Source organism: Novosphingobium sp. UBA6272 (assembly GCF_002440635.1).
GTDB lineage: Bacteria > Pseudomonadota > Alphaproteobacteria > Sphingomonadales > Sphingomonadaceae > Novosphingobium.
Genome location: NZ_DJUW01000002.1, coordinates 106,679 through 126,323, shown reverse-complemented (window position 1 = coordinate 126,323; position 19,645 = coordinate 106,679). Strand labels below are relative to the sequence as shown.

General features: G+C 65.7%; 20 protein-coding genes. 8 read left to right on the top strand and 12 right to left on the bottom strand.

Translation table 11 applies throughout. From position 1 onward, the window contains the following. Positions 1-41 precede the first annotated feature (41 nt). Positions 42-770 carry a glycine zipper 2TM domain-containing protein gene (locus B2V17_RS01285; RefSeq protein WP_292994361.1) on the bottom strand — a complete coding sequence of 243 codons (729 nt, stop codon included), beginning with the start codon at positions 768-770 and terminating at the stop codon, positions 42-44. A gap of 127 nt (positions 771-897) precedes the next feature. After that, positions 898-1,380 carry a GAF domain-containing protein gene (locus tag B2V17_RS01280; RefSeq protein ID WP_292994359.1) on the bottom strand — a complete coding sequence of 161 codons (483 nt, stop codon included), beginning with the start codon at positions 1,378-1,380 and terminating at the stop codon, positions 898-900. Between the two features lie 62 nt (positions 1,381-1,442). Between B2V17_RS01280 and B2V17_RS01275 the strand changes: the two genes are divergently transcribed. Next, positions 1,443-2,912: a PQQ-dependent sugar dehydrogenase gene (locus B2V17_RS01275; protein WP_292994357.1), complete on the top strand. Its 1,470-nt coding sequence runs from the start codon at positions 1,443-1,445 to the stop codon at positions 2,910-2,912. 2 nt (positions 2,913-2,914) lie between these two features. On the opposite strand, the gene B2V17_RS01270 is transcribed toward B2V17_RS01275, so the two are convergent. Both B2V17_RS01270 and B2V17_RS01265 read right to left on the bottom strand, forming a co-directional pair. Then, entirely contained in the window at positions 2,915-3,736 is an 822-nt protein-coding gene (locus B2V17_RS01270) for an ATP-binding protein (RefSeq protein WP_292994355.1), read from the bottom strand. Then, on the bottom strand, positions 3,733-5,442 hold the full coding sequence (locus tag B2V17_RS01265) for an acyl-CoA dehydrogenase (protein ID WP_292994353.1): 1,710 nt from the start codon (positions 5,440-5,442) through the stop codon (positions 3,733-3,735). The genes B2V17_RS01270 and B2V17_RS01265 overlap by 4 nt, the downstream gene beginning before the upstream one ends. Positions 5,443-5,490: 48 nt before the next feature. Here B2V17_RS01265 and B2V17_RS01260 point away from each other — a divergent pair, with 48 nt between their 5' ends. After that, positions 5,491-6,429 (top strand): L-threonylcarbamoyladenylate synthase, encoded by a 939-nt coding sequence (locus B2V17_RS01260; RefSeq protein ID WP_292994351.1) that lies wholly within the window; start codon positions 5,491-5,493, stop codon positions 6,427-6,429. Here B2V17_RS01260 and B2V17_RS01255 read toward each other — a convergent pair whose 3' ends face one another. From B2V17_RS01255 to B2V17_RS01230, 6 genes are all read right to left on the bottom strand, one after another. Further along, positions 6,430-6,753, bottom strand: coding sequence for a hypothetical protein (locus B2V17_RS01255; protein WP_292994349.1), 324 nt, complete (start codon positions 6,751-6,753; stop codon positions 6,430-6,432). Positions 6,754-6,845: 92 nt separating this feature from the next. Next, the gene (locus B2V17_RS01250; protein WP_292994347.1) at positions 6,846-7,661 is read right to left on the bottom strand and encodes a head GIN domain-containing protein; all 816 of its coding nucleotides are present in this window, start codon (positions 7,659-7,661) and stop codon (positions 6,846-6,848) included. Positions 7,662-7,777: 116 nt separating this feature from the next. Then, the gene (locus tag B2V17_RS01245; RefSeq protein WP_292994756.1) at positions 7,778-8,314 is read right to left on the bottom strand and encodes a CarD family transcriptional regulator; all 537 of its coding nucleotides are present in this window, start codon (positions 8,312-8,314) and stop codon (positions 7,778-7,780) included. Positions 8,315-8,593: 279 nt separating this feature from the next. Beyond that, on the bottom strand, positions 8,594-8,932 hold the full coding sequence (gene fdxA / locus B2V17_RS01240; RefSeq protein ID WP_292994345.1) for a ferredoxin FdxA: 339 nt from the start codon (positions 8,930-8,932) through the stop codon (positions 8,594-8,596). Positions 8,933-8,946: 14 nt separating this feature from the next. Beyond that, positions 8,947-9,240: an RNA-binding S4 domain-containing protein gene (locus B2V17_RS01235; RefSeq protein WP_292994343.1), complete on the bottom strand. Its 294-nt coding sequence runs from the start codon at positions 9,238-9,240 to the stop codon at positions 8,947-8,949. After that, entirely contained in the window at positions 9,240-11,765 is a 2,526-nt protein-coding gene (locus B2V17_RS01230; RefSeq protein ID WP_292994341.1) for a helicase-related protein, read from the bottom strand. Before B2V17_RS01230 ends, B2V17_RS01235 begins: the two co-directional genes overlap by 1 nt. 164 nt (positions 11,766-11,929) lie before the next feature. On the opposite strand from B2V17_RS01230, the gene B2V17_RS01225 reads away from it, so the two are divergent. The 6 genes from B2V17_RS01225 to B2V17_RS01200 are packed head-to-tail and all read left to right on the top strand — an operon-like array spanning position 11,930 to position 18,098. Further along, positions 11,930-13,495, top strand: a complete 1,566-nt coding sequence (locus B2V17_RS01225) for a M23 family metallopeptidase (RefSeq protein WP_292994339.1) — start codon at positions 11,930-11,932, stop codon at positions 13,493-13,495. A gap of 31 nt (positions 13,496-13,526) precedes the next feature. Then, positions 13,527-14,519 carry a porphobilinogen synthase gene (hemB, locus tag B2V17_RS01220; protein WP_292994337.1) on the top strand — a complete coding sequence of 331 codons (993 nt, stop codon included), beginning with the start codon at positions 13,527-13,529 and terminating at the stop codon, positions 14,517-14,519. Then, entirely contained in the window at positions 14,512-15,063 is a 552-nt protein-coding gene (locus B2V17_RS01215) for a GNAT family N-acetyltransferase (RefSeq protein ID WP_292994335.1), read from the top strand. The genes hemB and B2V17_RS01215 overlap by 8 nt, the downstream gene beginning before the upstream one ends. Continuing rightward, complete coding sequence (locus tag B2V17_RS01210; protein ID WP_292994333.1) at positions 15,060-17,273, top strand: hypothetical protein; 2,214 nt, start codon at positions 15,060-15,062, stop codon at positions 17,271-17,273. Before B2V17_RS01215 ends, B2V17_RS01210 begins: the two co-directional genes overlap by 4 nt. A gap of 2 nt (positions 17,274-17,275) precedes the next feature. Beyond that, on the top strand, positions 17,276-17,842 hold the full coding sequence (locus tag B2V17_RS01205; protein ID WP_292994331.1) for a gamma carbonic anhydrase family protein: 567 nt from the start codon (positions 17,276-17,278) through the stop codon (positions 17,840-17,842). Further along, positions 17,823-18,098, top strand: coding sequence for a DUF167 domain-containing protein (locus B2V17_RS01200; RefSeq protein ID WP_292994329.1), 276 nt, complete (start codon positions 17,823-17,825; stop codon positions 18,096-18,098). Before B2V17_RS01205 ends, B2V17_RS01200 begins: the two co-directional genes overlap by 20 nt. On the opposite strand, the gene B2V17_RS01195 is transcribed toward B2V17_RS01200, so the two are convergent. Both B2V17_RS01195 and B2V17_RS01190 read right to left on the bottom strand, forming a co-directional pair. Continuing rightward, a complete protein-coding gene (locus B2V17_RS01195; RefSeq protein WP_292994327.1) occupies positions 18,095-19,357 on the bottom strand; it encodes a SulP family inorganic anion transporter in 1,263 nt (420 codons plus the stop codon). The genes B2V17_RS01200 and B2V17_RS01195 overlap by 4 nt on opposite strands. Before the next feature lie 35 nt (positions 19,358-19,392). Beyond that, positions 19,393-19,524 carry a hypothetical protein gene (locus B2V17_RS01190; protein ID WP_292994325.1) on the bottom strand — a complete coding sequence of 44 codons (132 nt, stop codon included), beginning with the start codon at positions 19,522-19,524 and terminating at the stop codon, positions 19,393-19,395. Positions 19,525-19,645: the final 121 nt, after the last annotated feature.

The following is a 19,645-nucleotide window of genomic DNA, read 5'->3' as shown; positions in this document are numbered from 1 at the left end:
GGAATAGAAGAAGGGGGCCGATTGGCCCCCTTCATTTTGGTTCAGTTGGCGGGGATCCGCTTGTCCGGCACGATCCGGACCCGCTTGTCCGGCACCCGCTTGTAAGTGGTCACGGTGCGGTAGCGCGCCGGGGTCGTGGTGGTGACATAGTCTTCATAGACGATCGTCTCCTTGCACTCACGCGGCTGGGTCTGGCCCTGGACGTAGGCCACCGGAACCATCACGGTCATCGGGGCATAGCCATAACCGACCACCTGCTGGCCATAGCTCATGCCCTGGCTCCAGGTGGTGTTCTGTTCGAGGTAGTCCTCGCACCAGTCGCGCGCGGCGCGCTTGTCGGCGGCATCGCCGATCGCCCCGCCGGCCACGGCGCCGACGGTCGCCCCGGCGACGGTGCCGAGCGTGCGATTGCCCTTGCCGCCGACGCGGTTGCCGACAACCCCGCCGATCACGCCGCCCAGGATTGCGCCGCCAACCTTGTTGCCGCTGCCATAGCGGCGGCGGCACTCGCCCAGCCAGTTGGCGCGGGCCTGTTCCCAGCCTGGGGGATAGGTGCGGGTCGCTTCGGGCTGCATCGGGGGATAGCCGGGCGCTGCATGGCGAGAGCCCTGCCACACCGGTCGGTTGTCCGGCATCGGCCCGTCATAGACATTGCCTTGGGCATCGACCACGCCCGGGGGCGGGGGAGGCGGCGGCAAGTGCGACTGGGCATAGGCCGGCGCGGCAAAAGCCAGCGCGGTGACGCCAAAGATGGCAAGACGAACAGACATGGCAATCCCCTGGATTGGCCGGACGATTCCGGTGTTAACCCGGAATTTAGCATCAGGTCCCGCCTTTGACCAAGGCTTGGAGCGGCGCTCTCTCGGCGCTGTCCCGATTCGGTGCAGGGCTGACGGCTTAAATTACTGCCGCAATGACTTCAGCCAGCGATTCGATTCCGGCCGCGTCCTCGGCGTCGAACCGCCCCAGATCTGGGCTGTCGAGATCGATCACAGCGATTACGAGTCCGCCGCGCCGGACCGGGACGACCAGTTCCGAAGCGCTGGCGGCATCGCAGGCGATATGGCCGGGGAAGGCGTGGACATCGGGCACCAGCTGTGTCGCTCCGCTTTGTGCCGCCGCGCCGCACACCCCTTGATCCAGCGCGATCCGGATGCAGGCCGGCTTGCCCTGGAACGGCCCCAGCACCAGCTCGCCCTCAACCAGGCGGTAGAACCCGGCCCAGTTGAGCCCGGGCACGAATTGCCAGATCAATGCAGCGAGATTGGCCATGTTGGCGATCGGATCGGGCTCTCCAGCGGTCAGCGCGCGGGCGGATTCGGCCAGTTCGCGGTAAAGCTCGGCCTTGGGCTGGTTCGGATCGGGGGTGAAAGCATACATGGCGGCAGCGATAGCCCAGACTTTGGTTGCCGCCTAGGCGGTGACAAAGTATCACGCTTATCATGTCGACCAAACGCAAGCTTCTCGTTGCCCTCGCGGTGTTCCTGCTCGTTATCGGCGGGTTCGTGTTTTACATCTGGCGCGGTACCCCGGCCGAGCACACCACGGACGAATTGTCCGGCAAGGATCCGGTGATTGCCGAACCCAAAGTCGAGAAAATCCCCTCGATCGAAATCGCCCGGCCGGTTGGCTGGGCTGCGGGCGAAGCCCCGGTCGCGGCCAAGGGACTTGAGGTCAAGCGCTTCGCCGAAGGACTCGACCACCCGCGCGTGATTTATACCCTGCCGAATGGCGATGTGGTTGTCGCGCTGGCGGACTCGCCGGTTTCGAACATGGGTGGCGGAATTGGCGGCTGGATCGCCGAAAAGCTGATGCAGCGCGCGGGATCGCACGGCGAATCCGCCGATACGCTGGTCCTGCTGCGCGATGGCGACGGCGATGGTGTCGCCGAACAGAAGTTCACCCTGCTGGCGGGCAAGCACCTGGCTTCGCCCTCCGGCCTCGCCTGGGCCGATGACCGGCTCTATGTGGGCAATCACGATGCGGTGATCGTGTTCGATTACAAGCTGGGCGAAACCGCGATCGCCGGCGATCCGCGCAAGGTGATGGACCTGCCGGCGGCGGGCAATCACTGGATGCGCAATCTTGTGCTCAGCCCCGATGGCAACCGGCTCTACGTCGCCGTCGGCTCGGCCTCGAACATCGGCGAGCGCGGGATGGATCAGGAAATGGGCCGCGCCGCGATCTGGGAAAAGGACCTGACCAAGGACGCCCGCCCGCGCCAGTTCGCCAACGGTCTGCGCAACCCCAACGGCCTCGCGTGGAATCCTGCGACCGAGGAACTGTGGACCACGGTCAACGAGCGCGACCAGCTCGGACCTGACCTGGTACCCGATTACCTGACCAACGTGCCGGTCGGGGCGCACTATGGCTGGCCGTGGATCTACTGGAAAAAGTACGACGACGACCGGGTCAAATCACCGCCGCCAGAGTTTATCGACGATTTCGTGCGCAAACCGGAATATGCGCTGGGCGCCCACGTCGCCGCGCTGGGGCTGGCATTCGATGTCGGGGGCGAACGGCTCGGTCCGGCGTTCTCGAGCGGGGCCTTCATCGCCCGCCACGGTTCGTGGAACCGCAAGCCGGCGGCCGGTTACGACGTGGTTTTCGTCAAGTTCGATGCCAACGGCAATCCGCAGGGCCTGCCAGTCCCGGTGCTGACCGGGTTCCTCAAGGACAATGGCGAAACCCGCGGCCGGCCGACCTGGGTCGCCTTTGCCAAGGATGGGGCGCTGCTGGTCTCCGACGATACCGCCGGGATCATTTGGCGGGTGATCTCGCCGGGGGCCGCGCCTTCGCCGGCGATCAAGCCGGTCAAGGTCGGCAGCCTGCCTCCGCGCCGCCAGCTTGATGGCGATCCGGCGCAATACAAGGGCGCGTTCCAACCAGACCAGAAGGTCAAGCAGCAGTAAGGTCAGAGGTTCTTTCCGGCGCGTCCGGCCAGCTCGGTAACGAACTGCCAGGCGACCCGGCCCGACCGCGCGCCGCGGCGTTTGGACCATTCCAGCGCCGCGCCGTGGTCCCAGTCGAGGCCATATTCAGCGCAATAGCCGCCAACGATCGCCAGGTAATCGTCCTGGCTGCAATTGTGAAACCCGATCGACAGACCAAAGCGGTCGGCCAGCGCCAACCGATCATCGACCGCGTCGCGCGGGTTGATCGGATCGTCCTGTTCGGAGAGATGCCGGGGCACGATCGCGCGGCGATTGCTGGTCACGGCGATCCGGACATTGGCAGGGCGCGCATCGATCCCGCCCTCCAGCCACGATCGCAGCGCGCGCGGCCCGGCGCTGTCATGCTCTTCGAAGCCGAGGTCGTCGATGAAGACGAGGAAGCGGCGTTCCTGCTGGCCGAGTTCGCCGAACAGTTCACTCAGCGAAGCCAGCGCTTCGGGGGCAACCTGGATCAGCGCGACCCTTCCGCCTTGCTGCTGTGCGGCCAGTACTGCGGCGCGGAGCAGCGCCGACTTGCCCATCCCGCGCGATCCCCACAGCAGCATGTCATGCGCAGCATGGCCGGCAGCGAGCCGCGCGACATTGTCGACCACGGCCTGCTTCTGTGGGTCGATACCCTGCAGCAGCGCCAGCGGCGGGGCACTCAGCGTCGTGACTGGCCGGGCAGTGCCGTGCCAGACATAGGCCGGGGCCGCATCCCAGTCGGTCAGACCGGGACCTCCGGGGGCCATCCGCTCCAACGCGGCGGCGATCCTCGCCAAGGGTTCGCCCTGGTCGCTCATCCGGCCAGCGCCTCGGCATCGAGGGCATAGAGCAGGTCTGCCCCGGCCATGGCTGCGACTTTGAGCCCGCGCGCTTCGGGGGCGAGATGTTCGGCAAAATAGCGAGCAACCACGGTCTTGGCTGCGCCGCCGGCCCCGTCGCGGGCCTGGCGCTGCAGCTGCCATCCGGCGACTGCCATCGCGGCCATGGTGCAGAACGGCACAGATCCGGCCAGCTTGTCGTCCAGGCTGGCACTGCCCGCCATCCACGTCGCCACGTCGCGGCAATCCTCGGCCAGCGCGCGCAGCTGCGGCGCATCGGCGCTATCGGCGATAACATCGGCGAACAGCGCGGCGAGGACGCCGCCTTGCTCATAGCCCAGCTTGCGGGTGACCAGATCCGCCGCCTGGATCCCGTTGGTGCCTTCATAGATCGGCGCAATCCGGGCATCGCGGTAATGCTGGGCGGCGCCGGTTTCCTCGACAAAGCCCATCCCGCCGTGGATCTGCACCCCCAGGCTGGCCACTTCGCAGCCGACGTCAGTGCCCCAGGCCTTGATCAGCGGCACCAGGCAATCGGCGCGTTGCTGTGCGCCTGCGATGCCCAGTGCGCCGCGATCGACCATGCCGGCGGTGTAATAGAGCAGGGCTCGGGCCCCTTCGGTCAGCGCGCGCATCCGCAGCAGCATCCGCCGCACATCGGGATGTTCGATGATTGCCACCGGGTTCTTGTCGAGCGATCCGGCGCGGGCCGACTGGACTCGCTCACGGGCATAATAGCGGGCCGCCTGCAGCGCCCGTTCGGCAATCTGCACGCCCTGGTTGCCGACATTGATCCGGGCCGAGTTCATCATTGTGAACATGGCCTTGAGGCCCTCGTTCTCATGCCCGACCAGTTCGCCGATGCATTGATCGTTATCGCCAAAGCTCATCACGCAGGTCGGACTGGCCATGATCCCCAGCTTGTGTTCCAGCCCGGCGCAACGCAGATCGTTGCGACCGCCCAGCGAACCATCGCCGTTCACGTGGTACTTGGGCACCACGAACAGGCTGATCCCCCGGCTGCCCGCAGGCGCGCCCGGGGTGCGGGCCAGAACCAGGTGGATCACGTTGCGGGCCAGATCGTGCTCGCCCCAGGTGATGAAGATCTTGGTGCCCTTGATCAGCCAGGTCCCATCGCCGCGCGGTGTCGCGGTGGTCCGCAGCGCGCCGACATCGGAGCCGGCCTGGGGTTCGGTCAGGTTCATCGTGCCCGACCATTCGCCGCTGATCAGCTTGGCCAGATAGGTCGCCTTCTGCGCATCGCTGCCGTGGTGGTGCAGCGATTCGATCGCCCCAACGGTCAGCATCGGCAACAGCGAAAAGGCCATGTTCGCCGCGCCGAGGTTTTCAAGGACATTGGCGGCGAGGGTGAACGGCAGGCCTTGCCCGCCATGCTCGACCGGACCGGAAATGGTGTTCCAGCCTTGCTCGACATAGGCCTGATAGGCTTCGGCAAAGCCCTGCGGCAGGCTGACCGTGCCGTTGGCGAGCCTGGCCCCTTCGAGATCGCCCTTGCGGTTGAGCGGCGCGAATTCTCCAGCGGCGAATTGCCCGATCCCTTCGACGATCGCTTCGACCATGTCGGCGCTGGCGGCGGCGAAACGGTCGTGCCCGGCCAGTTCCTCGATTCCGGCATTGACCCGGATCGCCAGAACCTGATCGGCGGTGGGGGCGGTGTAATCCATGGCGCGCTTTCCCTTGGCTTTATCGCCAACCGCCTATAGCGGGAGCGCATGACGGGCAAGGTGCAGATCAGGTCAGGCGATGCTGCGGGAATAGCCGCCGCGGCCGAAGTGCTGCGCGCCGGCGGGCTGGTCGCGGTGCCGACCGAGACGGTCTATGGGCTGGCGGCCAGGGCGGACAGCGCGGCGACCGTAGCGGCAATATACCGCGCCAAGGGCCGGCCCGATTTCAATCCGCTAATCGTCCACGTGCCCGATCTGGCTGCGGCGGAGGAAATCGCCGAACTGGACGATCGCGCGCGCATGTTGGCCGCGCGGTTCTGGCCCGGTCCGCTGACCATGGTCTTGCCGCTCAAGCCCACGGCGCGAATCGCTCCGGCGGTGACCGCGGGTCTATCGACCATTGCGTTGCGCTGCCCGGCCCATCCGGTGATGCGCGCAGTTCTGGCGGAAAGCGGCTTGGCGCTGGCGGCACCTTCGGCCAACCGTTCGGGCGGGGTCAGCCCGACCCGTGCCGAACACGTTGCCGCCTCGCTGGGCGACCGGGTCGATCTGGTGCTCGATGGTGGAGCCTGCACCGCCGGAATCGAGAGCACGATTGTCGCACTACGCGGCGAGGGCTGGCAGGTGCTGCGCCCCGGACCGATTACCGGAGACGAAATCGCGGCGCTGATCGGCCCCCCGCTTGACGCCACGGCGCAAGGGCGGATCGAAGCCCCGGGCCAGCTTGCCAGTCATTATTCGCCGGGAAAACCGGTGCGGCTGAATGCTCTTTGGGCAGAGGGCGACGAGTTCCTGATCGGGTTCGGAGCTGTTGCTGGCCAGGTAACCCTGTCGGCGAGCGGAGATCTGGCGGAGGCTGCGGCGCGGCTTTACGAATGCCTGCACGCCGGTCAGGCCGCCAGCGCGCCGCGCATTGCCATCGCGCCGGTGCCAGGCAAGGGGATCGGCGCGGCGATCAACGACCGCTTGCTCCGCGCCGCAGCCTGATCAATCGGGAACGGGCGCGGGTAGCATGGGCCTGATCTGGTCCATCTCGGCGGCGATCGTGTCGCGTTCCAGACATGCGTCGGAATTTCCTTCGCTGCAGTGGCGATCAGCCTTGCGCCAATTGCGCTCCAGCTTGCCATAGCGCTCTTCCAGCTTGCGCAGTTCACGTCCGCGTTTCTGGTCGGCTTCGGCCTGGCTGGTGGTGGCGAGATCGATGCCCTTGCTGGCAACCCGAACCGGGGCGGTCGCGACATTGACCAGTGTTCGCGCGACGCAGCCGCCGAGGGTCAGCGGCATCAGCAACAAAAGGAAGAGGCGGCGCATCGGTTGCTCCCACGGGCTTTGCGCCTCTGTGGGAGCTGGCCGATTGCATCCGCCTTAACCGCGTGAACGGTTCACCGCGTTTGAAGCGCGCTTCAGGGCTTTGGAGGCTCTGGCGGCTCCAAGGCCTTGGGCGGCTCCGGCTTGTCATCCTGCTTCTGCTGGACCGGAGTTTCGCAGACCAACTTGCCTGAACCCATCGAGCTGACCGTGCAGCGCGCGCGGCCCTTCACGGTAACATTGCCCGAGCCCATGATGCTGGCCTCGACCTCGCCGTCTGAAGCAAAGGTGGTGCTGCCCGATCCGGCGATCGAGATATCCGCCTTGTCGACCTTAAGCGCGTCCATCTGCGCCGAGCCGCTGCCGGCGATGGTCATGTCGAGCGTCTTCACATTCCCGGCTGCGCGGAAATTGCCCGAACCCGCGATCGTCACATCAAGTGATTCGCCCGAAACCGAGCCGGTCTCGATCGTGCCCGATCCGGCCACGGTCACCTCGGCCTTGCTGGCCAGCTGGGCAGTGGTGATCTTGCCCGATCCGGCCATTACCACTTCGCGGGGAGCGGGCATGGTGACATTGACGATCGCGACCTTGTCACCCGAACCGAAGGCCTTGTCCTTGCGGTGAATCGCCAGGCTGCCATCCTTCAGACTGAAGCGGATCTGGTCCTTGACCTCGGGATCACCCTCGACCGAAATCGCCAGCTTGTCACCGGTGGTGACGCGGATCTCGTCCGGGCCGGCCAGGACCAGCTCGTCCGGGGCCTTGCCCGACATGTCGAGTTCGGCAAGCGGCTTGCCCTCGTCCCCGTTGATCGAAACCTTGCCGTCGCAGCCCGCGACGCCGGCCGCCAGGGCAATGGCGATAACCGGACCGAGCGCCTTGGCGAAATTGCCGAACCTGATTCTCATGGCGATTCTCCCAATGTGTGTTGGAGACATAATACAGCAAGTCGGCGCATTCAAGGGCCCAAACAAAAAAGGCCGCCCCCTGGGGACGGCCCTTTTCGTATTGCCGAGCTGCCGGATCAGACGGTCGCGGCGGCTTCCGCGTAATACTTGGGCGCGTACTCGTTGAGAATCGCGAGGATTTTCTTGAGCGCGGCGGGTTCGTCGGTCTTTTCCATCGCGGCCAGTTCGCGCGCCAGGCGCGAAGAGGCGGCTTCGAAGATCTGCCGTTCGGAATAGGACTGTTCCGGCTGGTCATCGGCGCGGAACAGGTCGCGGGTCACTTCAGCGATCGAAACCAGGTCGCCCGAATTGATCTTGGCTTCGTATTCCTGGGCGCGGCGCGACCACATGGTGCGCTTGACCTTGGGCTTGCCCTTCAGCGTATCGAGCGCTTCGCGCAGGGTCTTGTCGCTGGACAACTTGCGCATGCCGATCGCTTCGACCTTGTTGGTCGGGACCCGCAGGGTCATGCGTTCCTTTTCGAAGCGCAGCACATAAAGCTCGAGCGTCATCCCGGCGATTTCCTGCTCCTGCAGTTCAATCACCCGGCCAACCCCGTGCTTGGGATAGACAACGTAGTCACCAACATCGAAAGCGTGGGCCTTGGCCACCATGCAACCGTCCTTCTTGTTCACGGGATTGCGCATTTGCGCCTGCAATCAGGGACAGCTGGAGAAGCCGGGGCGATGGGACTGGTCCCGGCCCGATGCTTCCATCAACCGCCTATGTGCATCCCGCCTTTCCTGAAACTGGCTGTCTTGCAGGCAAAAGCCCGCTGCAGTCGTGCTATTATATAACACAACGGTAACATAATTGCCAGTCCCGAGAATCGAAACGTTCTCAGGACACTTGTTTCAGTGCTGGACAGCTGCGGGCGGGCGCCCGCCGTGCGCTCAGTCGCCCTGGCCAGGCTCGGCCGAGAAAAACTTGTCGTACTTGCCTTCTTCGCCCTTGTGGTCGTCGGCGTCGGCCGGCGGATCCTTCTTCTGGGTGATGTTGGGCCATTCGGCGGAGAACTTGGCGTTGAGCTCAAGCCAGGATTCCAGGCCGCTTTCGGTATCGGGCAGGATTGCTTCGGCCGGGCATTCCGGCTCGCAAACGCCGCAATCGATGCATTCGCTGGGATTGATCACCAGCATGTTCTCGCCCTCATAGAAGCAATCGACCGGGCAGACCTCGACGCAGTCGGTGTACTTGCACTTGATGCAGGCATCGGTGACGACATAGGTCATGGCGGCTTGGTCCCCTAAGGTGCGTTGTTGTTGCCTGCTGCTATGGGATTTCCGCCCGCCGCGTCAAGCACGCGATAACACCCTTGCGCTTCTGCGGGCGGTCCGCGCCGGTCCGGCAGGGTGATCAGCTCGATCACAGTGACCCCGCGGGGCAGGGGCAAGACCAGCACGTCGCCGCTGGAAACGGACTGGGCAGTGCGATCCACCCGCTTGCCGTTGAGCCGGATATGCCCCGAAGTGACCAGCGCCTGGGCCGCGCTGCGGGTCTTGGCCAGGCGCAGGAACCACAGCAGCTTGTCGAGCCGCATCAGCGAACCAGCGTCGCCAGTGCGGCAAAGGCATTGCCGGGATCTGGCGGCGGCGGTGCCGGGCTGGGCGGCGAGGGTTCTCGCCGCACCGGGCGCCAGCGCCAGCTGGCCGGCTGCGGCGGGCCGAACGCGCCCTCGCGCAAGGGCCGCGGGACTGAGGCATTGAACCCGGCGAGCCGGAGCAGCTGGGCATAGCTGACCGTGGCAAGACCGGTTGAGATCGCAAGCGCCGGGTCGATCGTGAATGGACGGCCCTTTGCGTTCACGCGCGCTTCGTGCGCCGCGCGCAGCAGCTTCTCGGCAATGTCGAGCCGCAGCGCCTGCTTGCCGATCCGGCGATAGCCCGGCGGCGTTGCCATCTTGCCCGGCGTTGCCACCACCGGTGGCATGCCGGGTACCGGCGCAGGCAGGGCGCTACCCCGCGCCGCGCACAGCGTCCGCCAGCTCGCCAGCGCCGCAGGTTTCAGCATGTCGGGCACAAACAGGTCGAGCGCCCCGACCCGCACCCCCAGCTTGCGCAGGCGGTCGCGCTGGTCCGGGGCAAGCCGCTCAAGCCCCGAATCGGCCCGCGGCAGCAGTCCGCCCTGTTCGATCAGGCGAATCAGCAAGGCGCGCAGTTCCGGCCCGCCGGCCAGTTCGGCGCTGGCGACCTCAAGCTTGCGCAGGGGAGCCAGCGCCCCAAGCGCAGTGCCCAGCCAGCCTTCCAGTGCTGCAAGAATGCGGCCTTTCAGTTCACCCGGCAGCATATCGAGCGCAAGATCGAGCAGAATTCGCGGCGCGAGCACGCTGCGCCCCGCTTCAAGCCGGGCGATCGGTTCGCCTTCCCAGGCCAGTTTTGCGCCTTCGAGCGTCAGGGCCTCGAGCCCGCTTTGCAGCAGCGCTTCGGCCCGGCGTACCCGCAGCTCGGGAAGGTGGCGCTCGGCTGCGGCTAGCAGCAGCTTGCGGTCGGCCAGCCGGGCCAATGGGTCGACCCGGAAACGGAACCCGGCAAGATGGCCGATCGGTTCGCCATCGACGCGGACTTCGTCGCCCTCCAGCGTTACCGGCAACAGTCCGGCATCGGGACCAAGTTTCTTCATCAGCACCGAAGTGCGGCGGTTGACGAACCGTTCAGTCAGCCGGGCGTGTAATGCATCGGACAGCCGGGTCTCGACGGCGCGGGCCCGTGCGGCCATCTCCTCCTTGGCAAGCACCCAGTCTGGCCGCTGGGCGACATAGGCCCAGGTCCGGATTGCCGCGATCCGCATCTGCAGCGTGTCGATATCGCCGCCGGGATTGTCGAGATCGGCGATCGCCTTGGCGACATAGTCTCCGCCGAGCTGGCCGTGGCGCAGGTCCTGCCACAGCCGCGCCGCGAATCGGGCGTGGGTCTCCGCACCATGCTGGCGGAAATCGGGGAGCGAGCAGGTCGCCCAGAACCGCTGGACCAGCGCCGGCCCACGCACCGACGCGGCAATCTCCGGATCTTCGGCCAGCCTCCGCAGCACGGCGAGATCGACCGCTTCGGGAGCCGGAGCCAGTTCGGGCCGCTCGGGTGGGCGCGAAAGATCCGCGATCAGCGCCGAGAGGCTAGCGCAATCAGGCTCGGCCTCGCGCCAGAACAGCTTGGTCAGCGGCGGAAAGCGGTGCTCCTCGATGGCGTAGACTTCTTCCGGGGTGAATTCCGAATCGTGGCTGCCGCTGCCGGCCAGGGTGCCGAAGGTCCCGTCGCGCTGGTGGCGTCCGGCCCGCCCGGCGATCTGGGCCATTTCTGAGGTCGTCAGCCGCCGCTGGCGCACCCCGTCGAACTTCGACAGGCCGGCGAAGGCGACATGATCGATATCGAGGTTGAGCCCCATCCCGATCGCGTCGGTGGCCACGAGGTAATCGACCTCGCCATTCTGGTATAATGCTACCTGCCGGTTGCGCGTCTCGGGCGAGAGCGCGCCCATCACCACGGCCGCCCCGCCGCGGAAGCGCCGCAGCATTTCAGCCACTGCGTAAACCTGCTCGGCGCTGAAGGCGACAATCGCGCTGCGCGGTGGAATCCGGCTGAGCTTTCTGGCTCCGGCATGGCTGAGCGTCGAAAAGCGCGGGCGCGAGACGATTTCGGCGTCGGGCAAAAGCGCCCTGACCATCGGTTCGAGCGTGGCCGAACCCAGGATCATGGTTTCGTCGCGGCCGCGGGCGTGGAGCAGGCGGTCGGTAAAGATATGGCCGCGCTCGCGGTCCGCGCCGAGCTGCGCCTCGTCGATCGCGGCAAAGGCCAGATCGGCGCTGACCGGCATGGCCTCGGCCGTGCATAGCAGATAGCGGGCATTCTTGGGCTCGATCCGCTCTTCACCGGTGATCAGTGCGACCTTGTCGGCACCCTTGATCGCGCAAACCTTGTCATAGACCTCGCGCGCCAGCAGCCGCAGCGGGAAACCGATCATGCCCGACGAATGGGCGCACATCCGCTCGATCGCCAAGTGGGTCTTGCCGGTATTGGTCGGACCGAGCACCGCCTTGAGGCGGGTCGACCGGACGGGGTTGCGCGTGCCCATACAAGCGATGTGGCAAGCGGCATGGCGGAGGGCAAGGGCGGGAAGCCGAGATTCCCCCAAGGGACCCATCGCAAGGACCAAAAAAGGAAGCGGTCTTAGGCGAAGATTAACCACGCCGGGTGCAGGGAAATGCCCGTGTTGCAGCACTTTGGGGGCATGCCTTGTTGAAGCCGCGCGAAACAGCGCCCAGTCTGGCCGTCAGCGCTGCAACCGCGGCGCCGCGCAGCTTTGGCCAGCGCCGGGCCGAACCGCTGCGGCTGGCGCAGCTCTGGCAGGACCGCGACGCATTCTTCGAACGGCTTGAGAGCATCGACTGGGCCCCCGACCTTGCCGAAGACATCGGCAGCGCCAAATGGTTTCGCGGTCTGGCAACCTTGCTTGGCCTCAGTCTTGCCGCGCTGGCCTGCTGGCCGACCGACAATGCGATTGCTTCCGCCCCGGCCATGCCACTCGATACGGTTGCCCGCGACGAATTTCGCAGCCAGATGATTCAGCCGCTGGCCTTCGGTGGCGACAGCGGCCGGCGGATGGGTGCAACCAAGACGGTGGCGCTGCTCGCTGTCGCGCCCGAGAGGACCAACCGGCAGCTGACCGCAACCCTGGCTCAGGGGGACAGCTTTGCCCGCATGCTGATGCGCGCCGGGGTGAGCGATGCCGATGCCGGACTGGCCACGGCGCTGGTTGCCGGTGTTGTTCCGGTCGGGACGATCCCGGCCGGCACTCAGGTCGATCTGCGGCTTGGCGCCGCCGCTGCTCCGGGCATGGCGCCACCGCTGGAGCATCTGGCCTTTCGTGCCCGCTTCGATCTCGACCTGACGGTTACCCGGATTGATGGCCGATTGGCAATCACGCAGCAGCCGATCGCGGTCGATAACACCCCCCTGCGGATTCGCGGCGTGGTCGGCACCAGCCTCTACCGCTCGGCCCGCGCTGCCGGCGCGCCGATCGAGGCGATCCAGCAATATCTGCAGGCGCTCGACCAGCATCTCAGCCTCGATACCGCGATCGAGCCGGGCGATACTTTCGATATCATCGTCTCCTACCGTCGCTCCTCCAGCGGCGAAACCCAGGTCGGCGATCTGCTGTTCGCCGGGCTGGAGCACGACGGCCGGTCCAAGGCGCAGCTGCTGCGCTGGGGCAAGGAAGGGATCTTTTTCGAAGCTACCGGCATGGGTGCTCAGCGCACCGGGCTGATCATGCCGGTCTATGGCGGGCGAGTGACTTCGAACTTCGGCGCGCGTCGCCATCCAGTGCTGGGCTATACGCGGATGCATGCCGGGGTGGACTTTGGCGCCCCCCACGGAGCCCCGATCTACGCTGTCGGCGATGCCCGGGTGATCTACTCCGGTTGGCATGGCGGCCACGGCAATTACGTCAAGCTCGATCATGGCGGCGGTTATGCAACGGCCTATGCCCACATGAGCCGGATCGCAGTGCCCAACGGCGCACGGGTCAATGCCGGGCAAGTTATCGGCTATGTCGGTTCGACCGGCCTGTCGACCGGGCCGCACTTGCACTATGAGCTTTACCGCAACGGTACGGTGGTCAACCCGCTGTCGGTGCGCTTTACCGTCAATAACCAGGTCGATCAGAAGGAACTGACCGCCTTCAAGGCCCGCATGGCACAGCTCAAGGCAGTGGCCCCGGGCGCGGCGATGACCAGCCTGGCCCCGCGCCAGGCCAATGCCGGGCAGAGCCCGCGCCGCGAGATCGATCGATTGAAGAGTTGAGGCCGCGCGGCCCCCGGCCTATGACCCGGAAATGTCGTCCTATCCCGCAACCCGCCTCCGCCGCACCCGGGCCTCCGCCTGGAGCCGCGCGCTGCACCGCGAGACGGTGCTCACCCCTGCCGATCTGATCTGGCCGCTGTTCGTTACCGAAGGCACCGGCGTGGAAGAGCCGATCGCTTCGCTTCCCGGGGTTTCGCGCTGGTCGGTCGATCTGATCGCGGCCCGGGCAAAGGAAGCGGTTGCACTCGGCATCCCCTGCCTCGCGCTGTTCCCCAACACCCCACCGGCGCTGCGCAGCGATGACGGTGCCGAGGCGCTCAACCCCGACAACCTGATGTGCCGGGCGATCAAGGCGATCAGGCAAGCCTGCGGCGATGACATCGGGGTGCTAACCGACGTCGCACTCGATCCCTATACCAGTCACGGACAGGACGGACTGGTCGACAGCGCGGGCAATGTGCTCAACGATTCGACCGTCGATGTGCTGGTCGGGCAAAGCCTCAACCAGGCCGCCGCCGGGGCTGATGTGATCGCGCCGAGCGACATGATGGACGGCCGGATCGGTGCGATCCGCGAGGCGCTGGAGCAGGCCGGGCATGCCAATGTCCAGATCATGTCCTACGCCGCCAAATATGCCAGCGCCTTCTACGGCCCATTCCGTGACGCGGTCGGCAGCAAAGGCCTGCTCAAGGGTGACAAGAAGACCTACCAGATGGACCCTGGCAATGCCGAGGAGGCTCTGCGCGAGGTCGAGATGGATCTGGCCGAAGGGGCCGACAGCGTTATGGTCAAGCCGGGCCTGCCTTACCTCGACATCGTTCGCCGGGTGAAGGAAACCTTTGAGGTTCCGGTATTCGCATACCAGGTTAGCGGCGAGTACGCGATGATCGAGCACGCCGCTGCTGCCGGAGCCGGAGACCGCGATGCGCTGGTCCTGGAAACCCTGCTGGCGTTCAAGCGCGCGGGATGCTCGGGCGTGCTGACATATCATGCCGCCCATGCGGCACGGCTGCTGGGTGGCTGAGATCCGGCTGGAGACCGAACGGCTGGCGATGCGCTCGTGGCGAGCGGAGGATATCGCACCGTTCCATGCGGTATGTAGCGATCCCGAGGTCATGGCGACGCTCGGCCCGGTGATGAGCCGCGATGAAGTGGCTGCGCTGATTACCCGGATGCAGGGAATCGAAGCCGAACATGGCCATTGCTTCTGGGCGTTGGTCCGCCGCGAGGATGAACGCCTGATCGGCTGGTGCGGGGTGATCCGCGGGTCAGTCGGGCCGATCGTCGGCAAGGCCGAATTCGGCTGGCGGATCACGCGGGATGCCTGGGGCCATGGCTATGTCACCGAGGCCGCGCGCGGGGCGATCGACTGGCTGTTCGCCAATCGCGACGACCAGGCCGCTTACGCGATCACCAGCACCGGCAACCACCGCAGCCGCGCGGTGATGGAGCGTCTGGGGATGATCCATCAGGTGGACGAGGATTTCGATCATCCCCGGGTTGCAGCAGACGACCCACTGCTCCGCCATGTCACCTACCGGATAAACCGCAGGGACTGGCACCGGTGACTACGACGGCCGGACCGTCGCGCCGTTTGTTCGTGGCGACGATCCTGACCGGATCGTTCCTGCTGTTCCTGATCCAGCCGATGGTCGCGCGCATGGCGCTGCCCCGGCTTGGCGGCGCACCGAATGTCTGGAACAGCGCGATGCTGGTCTATCAGGCGCTGCTGCTGGCGGGATATTGGTATGCACACCGCTTGTCGCGCCTGCCACAAAAGCGCCAGGCCCGGTTGCACCTGATCCTGTTCGCGGTCGCCTTGGTGACCTTGCCGGTTGGGTTGGTCGATCTGCACAGTCCCACGCCGGGGTCCGAAGTGTTGTGGGTTCCGGCCTTGCTGGCGCTGTCGATCGGGCCGGTGTTCTTTCTCGTTTCTGCCCAGGCACCGCTGATGCAGCGCTGGTATGCCTTGCACTCCGGTGCCGGTGAGCCGTGGGCGCTTTATGCAGCATCGAATCTCGGCAGTTTCGCCGGGCTGGTCGCCTATCCGCTGCTGCTCGAACCGTACCTGCCGATCCGGGCCCAGGCCTGGGGCTGGTCGGCCGGCTACCTGCTCCTGCTGGGATTGATTGCGCTCTGCGCACGGGCACGGTCTGGCCTGGGCACCGCAGGCGAAGCGACTCCCGCAGCCGAAGCGCCGGTCCCGGGCCGCCGCCTGGCCATGTGGATCGCACTTGCCGCCGTGCCTTCGGGGCTGATGCTTTCGACCACGACGCACCTGACCACCGATATCTTCGCTATGCCGCTGCTGTGGGTCATTCCGCTCGGGATCTACCTGCTGAGCTTCGTTATCGCCTTCGCAGACTGGCGCGGTCCGGCGCGGGTGATTTCGGCATTGGCCTGGCTGGCGATCCTGTCGATCGGCGGCCTGGCGATGGTTTCGCAGGGATCGCATGGACTGCTGCCCGTGATCTCCAGCGTAGCCTTGTTGTTCTTCGTCTGCGTTGCGCTCCACGCGCGGCTCTACGACTTACGCCCCGATAGCGCGCGGCAGACCGGGTTCTATCTTGCCATGTCGGTGGGCGGAGTGCTCGGCGGGCTGTTTACCGCGCTGATCGCGCCGCTGCTGTTCGACTGGGTGTGGGAGCATCCGCTGCTGGTATTGGCCGCGGCGGCCCTGTTGCCGCGGCCGGCCATGCTCGATTGGGGTTCGCGCGAGGATCTCAGTACCCCGCTCAAGTTCGTGGCACTGGGAGCTTTGGTCTTTGCCGCCGGGGCGCTGGCGCGGTTTCTTTATGAGTTCAATCAACAAGAGGATGCCGCTGCAATAACCTGGTCGCTGACCGCCGGCTTGACGCTGGTCGGCCTAGCGCTGGTTAGCTGGCGGGGATTGGCGCTGGCGGTTCTGGGCCTCGCCATGGTGACGCAGGGCGGCCTCCAGACAATCGAGGACAGCCGCATTGGTGTGCGTACCCGCAGCTATTTCGGAATCTATACGGTTCGGGATTTTCCCGACCAGAAGCTCAGGACCCTGGCGCATGGCACGACGCTGCATGGCCAGCAATCGACCGATCCGGCGCTGAGCTGCCTGCCGATGTCCTATTATGGTCCGGGGTCCGGCGTAGCGATCGGCTTTGCCAATGCCGACCGGCTGGTCCCGTATCGACCCAGGCTTGCCGTGGTTGGCCTCGGCACCGGTTCGCTGACCGGTTACGCCCGGCCGGGGCAGGCCTGGACTGTGTTCGAGATCGACCAGGCCGTGCTTGACCTGTCGCGCAACGGGCGCTTCACTTACCTGAGCGCATGTGCCCCGGCCGCGCAGGTTGTGCTGGGCGATGCCCGAATCAATCTCGCCCGGATTCGCCACGGCAGCTTCGATTTGCTCGCGATCGATGCATTCTCTTCGGATTCAATCCCACTGCACCTGCTGACAGACGAAGCGTTCGGGGTCTATTTCGATTCACTGGCCCCGCAAGGCATCCTGTTCGTGCATATCTCAAATCGTTACATCGAACTCGAGCCTGCGCTCGCCGCACTGGTCAAGCGCCGCAGGCTTCATGCACTGGTGCGCGAGGATTCCCCGCCGCAGGAAAGCCCCTTCACCGGCTCGACCTGGGTGGCGATAAGCCGCGATCCGGCGCGGCTCGACGAGTTGGCTAGGCTTGCTCCGGCAATGCCGTGGCGCAAGCCGGTTGCTCCGGCAGCCAGTGTATGGAGCGATGACCACGCCTCGATCCTGCCCTATGTCACCTGGGCCAACTTCCTTGGAAAGTACTAGTCATGAATCGACCCGACACCACCATCATGGCCATCCATGGCAAGACACCGCGCATTCACGATAGCGCCTTCATCGCCCCCGGCTGCCGGATCATCGGCGATGTCGAAATCGGTCCCGATGTCAGCGTGTGGTACAACTGCGTGCTGCGCGGCGATGTCACGCGGATCGTCATCGGGGCGCGGACCAACGTTCAGGACGGCACGGTAATCCATTGTGACGGACCCCAGCCCGGCGCGCCGGAGGGTTTCCCGACGCTGATCGGTGAAGATGTGCTGATCGGGCACATGGCGATGATCCATGGCACTGTTATTGAAGACAAGGGCTTCGTCGGTTTTGCCGCGCAGACCATGAACGGCTGCGTGATCGAGCGCGAAGGCATGCTCGCTGCCGGGGCCTTGCTGGCGCCGGGCAAGCGGATCCCCTCGCGCCAGCTTTGGACGGGGCGGCCCGCAGTCTTCATGCGCGATCTCGACGATCGGATGATCGCCGGATTGCAGATGGGCGTCGCGCACTACGTTGAAAACGCGAAACACCACGCTGCGCTATACGATGGCCAAACCGAAGGCTGACTTCCCGCCAGCTGAGGCGATCCGCGCACTGGCCGATGCCGAAGGACGGCTGGCGCTGCGCGTTACCCCAGGCGCGCGGGTGGAGGGCATCGAGCTGGGCGAAGCGGCGCTGCTGATCAAGGTCCGGACCAAGCCGCAGGACGGCAAGGCCAACGCAGCGGTGCTGGAACTGCTGGCCGAGGCGCTGGGTGTGGCGACGTCACGGCTTCGGATGTTGCGCGGCGCAACTGGGCGCGACAAGCTGGTCCAGCTCTAACGATCGGGCGTATGCCAATCCGCTGCGGCAATGCGCCCTTTGCGCAGCTTTAGCGCGAGCCCCAGAACCACTCCCACGCCAATCGCGACGGTCAGGTCGGCCAGCACGGTCAATGCCAGCGTCAGCAGCAGCAGTATGCGGTCCTCGATCGGGCTGGCCCAATAGGACCGCCACTTGTGCGGCTCGCTCATGTTCCAGGCAGTCGTCAGCAATAGCGCAGCCAGCGCCGGCATGACCAGGTATCCGGCCAGCGGTGCCGCAGCCAGCATCACCAGCAGGATCGTCAAGGCATGAACCAAGCCTGCCACCGGAGTTGTTCCTCCGGCGCGGACATTGGTGGCGGTGCGGGCGATGGCGCCGGTCGCGGGCAGACCGCCGAACAGGGCCGAGCCGATGTTGGCCCAGCCCTGGGCGAGGACCTCGGCATTGGGGCGATGGCTGCCCTCGATCATCCGGTCAGCCACCATTGCCGAAAGCAGCGATTCGATCGCAGCGAGGAAGGCGATCACCAGGGCGGAGGGCAGCAATTCGACCAGCCGGGCCCAGGTTATCGAGGGTAGTACCGGCATCGGCAGGCCGGCGGGCAGCTCGCCAAAGCGCGAGGCGATCGTATCGACCGGCAGATGGCCGAAGGCCGCAATCGCGGAAATCACCGCCATGGCAACGATCAGGCCGGGAAAGCGTGGAAACAGGCGACGCATGGCGATAATCAGGATCAATGCGGCGAGCCCGGTGCCAAAGGCCAGCGGCGCAAGCGAGCCGCGCGCGGCCCACAGGGCCTGCAGCTTCGGAATGAACTCTGCCGGCATGGGGGCGCCGCCCAGACCCAGGAAATCCTTCAGCTGGCTCGATGCGATGATGATCGCGATCCCGATGGTAAATCCATTGACGACGGCTTCGGGAACCAGCGCGATCAGGTTGCCGGCCCGCAATAGCCCCGCCACGACCAGGATCGCGCCAGCCATCAGGGTGGCGAGGACCAGGCCGTCATAACCATGCGTGGCGATCACGCCATAGACCACCACGATGAAAGCGCCGGTCGGCCCGCCGATCTGAACCCTGCTTCCACCCAGCAACGAGATCAGGAAGCCGCCGATGATTGCCGTCACCAGGCCCTTGGCCGGATCGGTGCCTGAGGCGATCGCGATGGCGATTGACAGTGGCAGGGCCACCATCGCCACGGTTATTCCGGCAAAGAGATCAGCGGTAAACTGCGCCCTGGTATAGGTCGGCAGGGTGGAAAGCAGTTTGGGCTTCATGACCCGATGCTAGGCAGCACTTGCATGAAATGCAATCAGGCCCGCGCCATGCCCTTGGCCATCCGGGCCAGCACATCGGCCATGGCATCGGCGATTTCACGGTCGGAAAGGTCGGTTTCGGCGATCACCCGGGTCATTGCCTCGGCCCATTGAATCGGAAACAGCAACCACCACCATCCTGAAGCGGTCTCTCTTCCCGTCCTGCGCAGGATCGATCTCGCGATCAGTTGCGAGCAGGCGCATGCCCACCAAATCCACGAAAACTTTCCTGCTTGCCGAACGCCGACT

What these genes read in the sequence shown, in the direction of transcription:
- B2V17_RS01230 (WP_292994341.1), bottom strand. Translation starts at nt 11,765, where the DNA reads ATGGGCACGCGCAACCCCGTCCGGTCGACCCGCCTCAAGGCGGTGCTC.
- B2V17_RS01245 (WP_292994756.1), bottom strand. Translation starts at nt 8,314, where the DNA reads ATGGTGGCCAAGGCCCACGCTTTCGATGTTGGTGACTACGTTGTCTAT.
- B2V17_RS01260 (WP_292994351.1), top strand. Translation starts at nt 5,491, where the DNA reads ATGACGGGCAAGGTGCAGATCAGGTCAGGCGATGCTGCGGGAATAGCC.
- B2V17_RS01285 (WP_292994361.1), bottom strand. Translation starts at nt 770, where the DNA reads ATGTCTGTTCGTCTTGCCATCTTTGGCGTCACCGCGCTGGCTTTTGCC.
- B2V17_RS01275 (WP_292994357.1), top strand. Translation starts at nt 1,443, where the DNA reads ATGTCGACCAAACGCAAGCTTCTCGTTGCCCTCGCGGTGTTCCTGCTC.
- B2V17_RS01280 (WP_292994359.1), bottom strand. Translation starts at nt 1,380, where the DNA reads ATGTATGCTTTCACCCCCGATCCGAACCAGCCCAAGGCCGAGCTTTAC.
- B2V17_RS01270 (WP_292994355.1), bottom strand. Translation starts at nt 3,736, where the DNA reads ATGAGCGACCAGGGCGAACCCTTGGCGAGGATCGCCGCCGCGTTGGAG.
- B2V17_RS01205 (WP_292994331.1), top strand. Translation starts at nt 17,276, where the DNA reads ATGAATCGACCCGACACCACCATCATGGCCATCCATGGCAAGACACCG.
- B2V17_RS01250 (WP_292994347.1), bottom strand. Translation starts at nt 7,661, where the DNA reads ATGAGAATCAGGTTCGGCAATTTCGCCAAGGCGCTCGGTCCGGTTATC.
- fdxA (WP_292994345.1), bottom strand. Translation starts at nt 8,932, where the DNA reads ATGACCTATGTCGTCACCGATGCCTGCATCAAGTGCAAGTACACCGAC.
- B2V17_RS01195 (WP_292994327.1), bottom strand. Translation starts at nt 19,357, where the DNA reads ATGAAGCCCAAACTGCTTTCCACCCTGCCGACCTATACCAGGGCGCAG.
- B2V17_RS01255 (WP_292994349.1), bottom strand. Translation starts at nt 6,753, where the DNA reads ATGCGCCGCCTCTTCCTTTTGTTGCTGATGCCGCTGACCCTCGGCGGC.
- hemB (WP_292994337.1), top strand. Translation starts at nt 13,527, where the DNA reads ATGTCGTCCTATCCCGCAACCCGCCTCCGCCGCACCCGGGCCTCCGCC.
- B2V17_RS01200 (WP_292994329.1), top strand. Translation starts at nt 17,823, where the DNA reads ATGGCCAAACCGAAGGCTGACTTCCCGCCAGCTGAGGCGATCCGCGCA.
- B2V17_RS01235 (WP_292994343.1), bottom strand. Translation starts at nt 9,240, where the DNA reads ATGCGGCTCGACAAGCTGCTGTGGTTCCTGCGCCTGGCCAAGACCCGC.
- B2V17_RS01265 (WP_292994353.1), bottom strand. Translation starts at nt 5,442, where the DNA reads ATGGATTACACCGCCCCCACCGCCGATCAGGTTCTGGCGATCCGGGTC.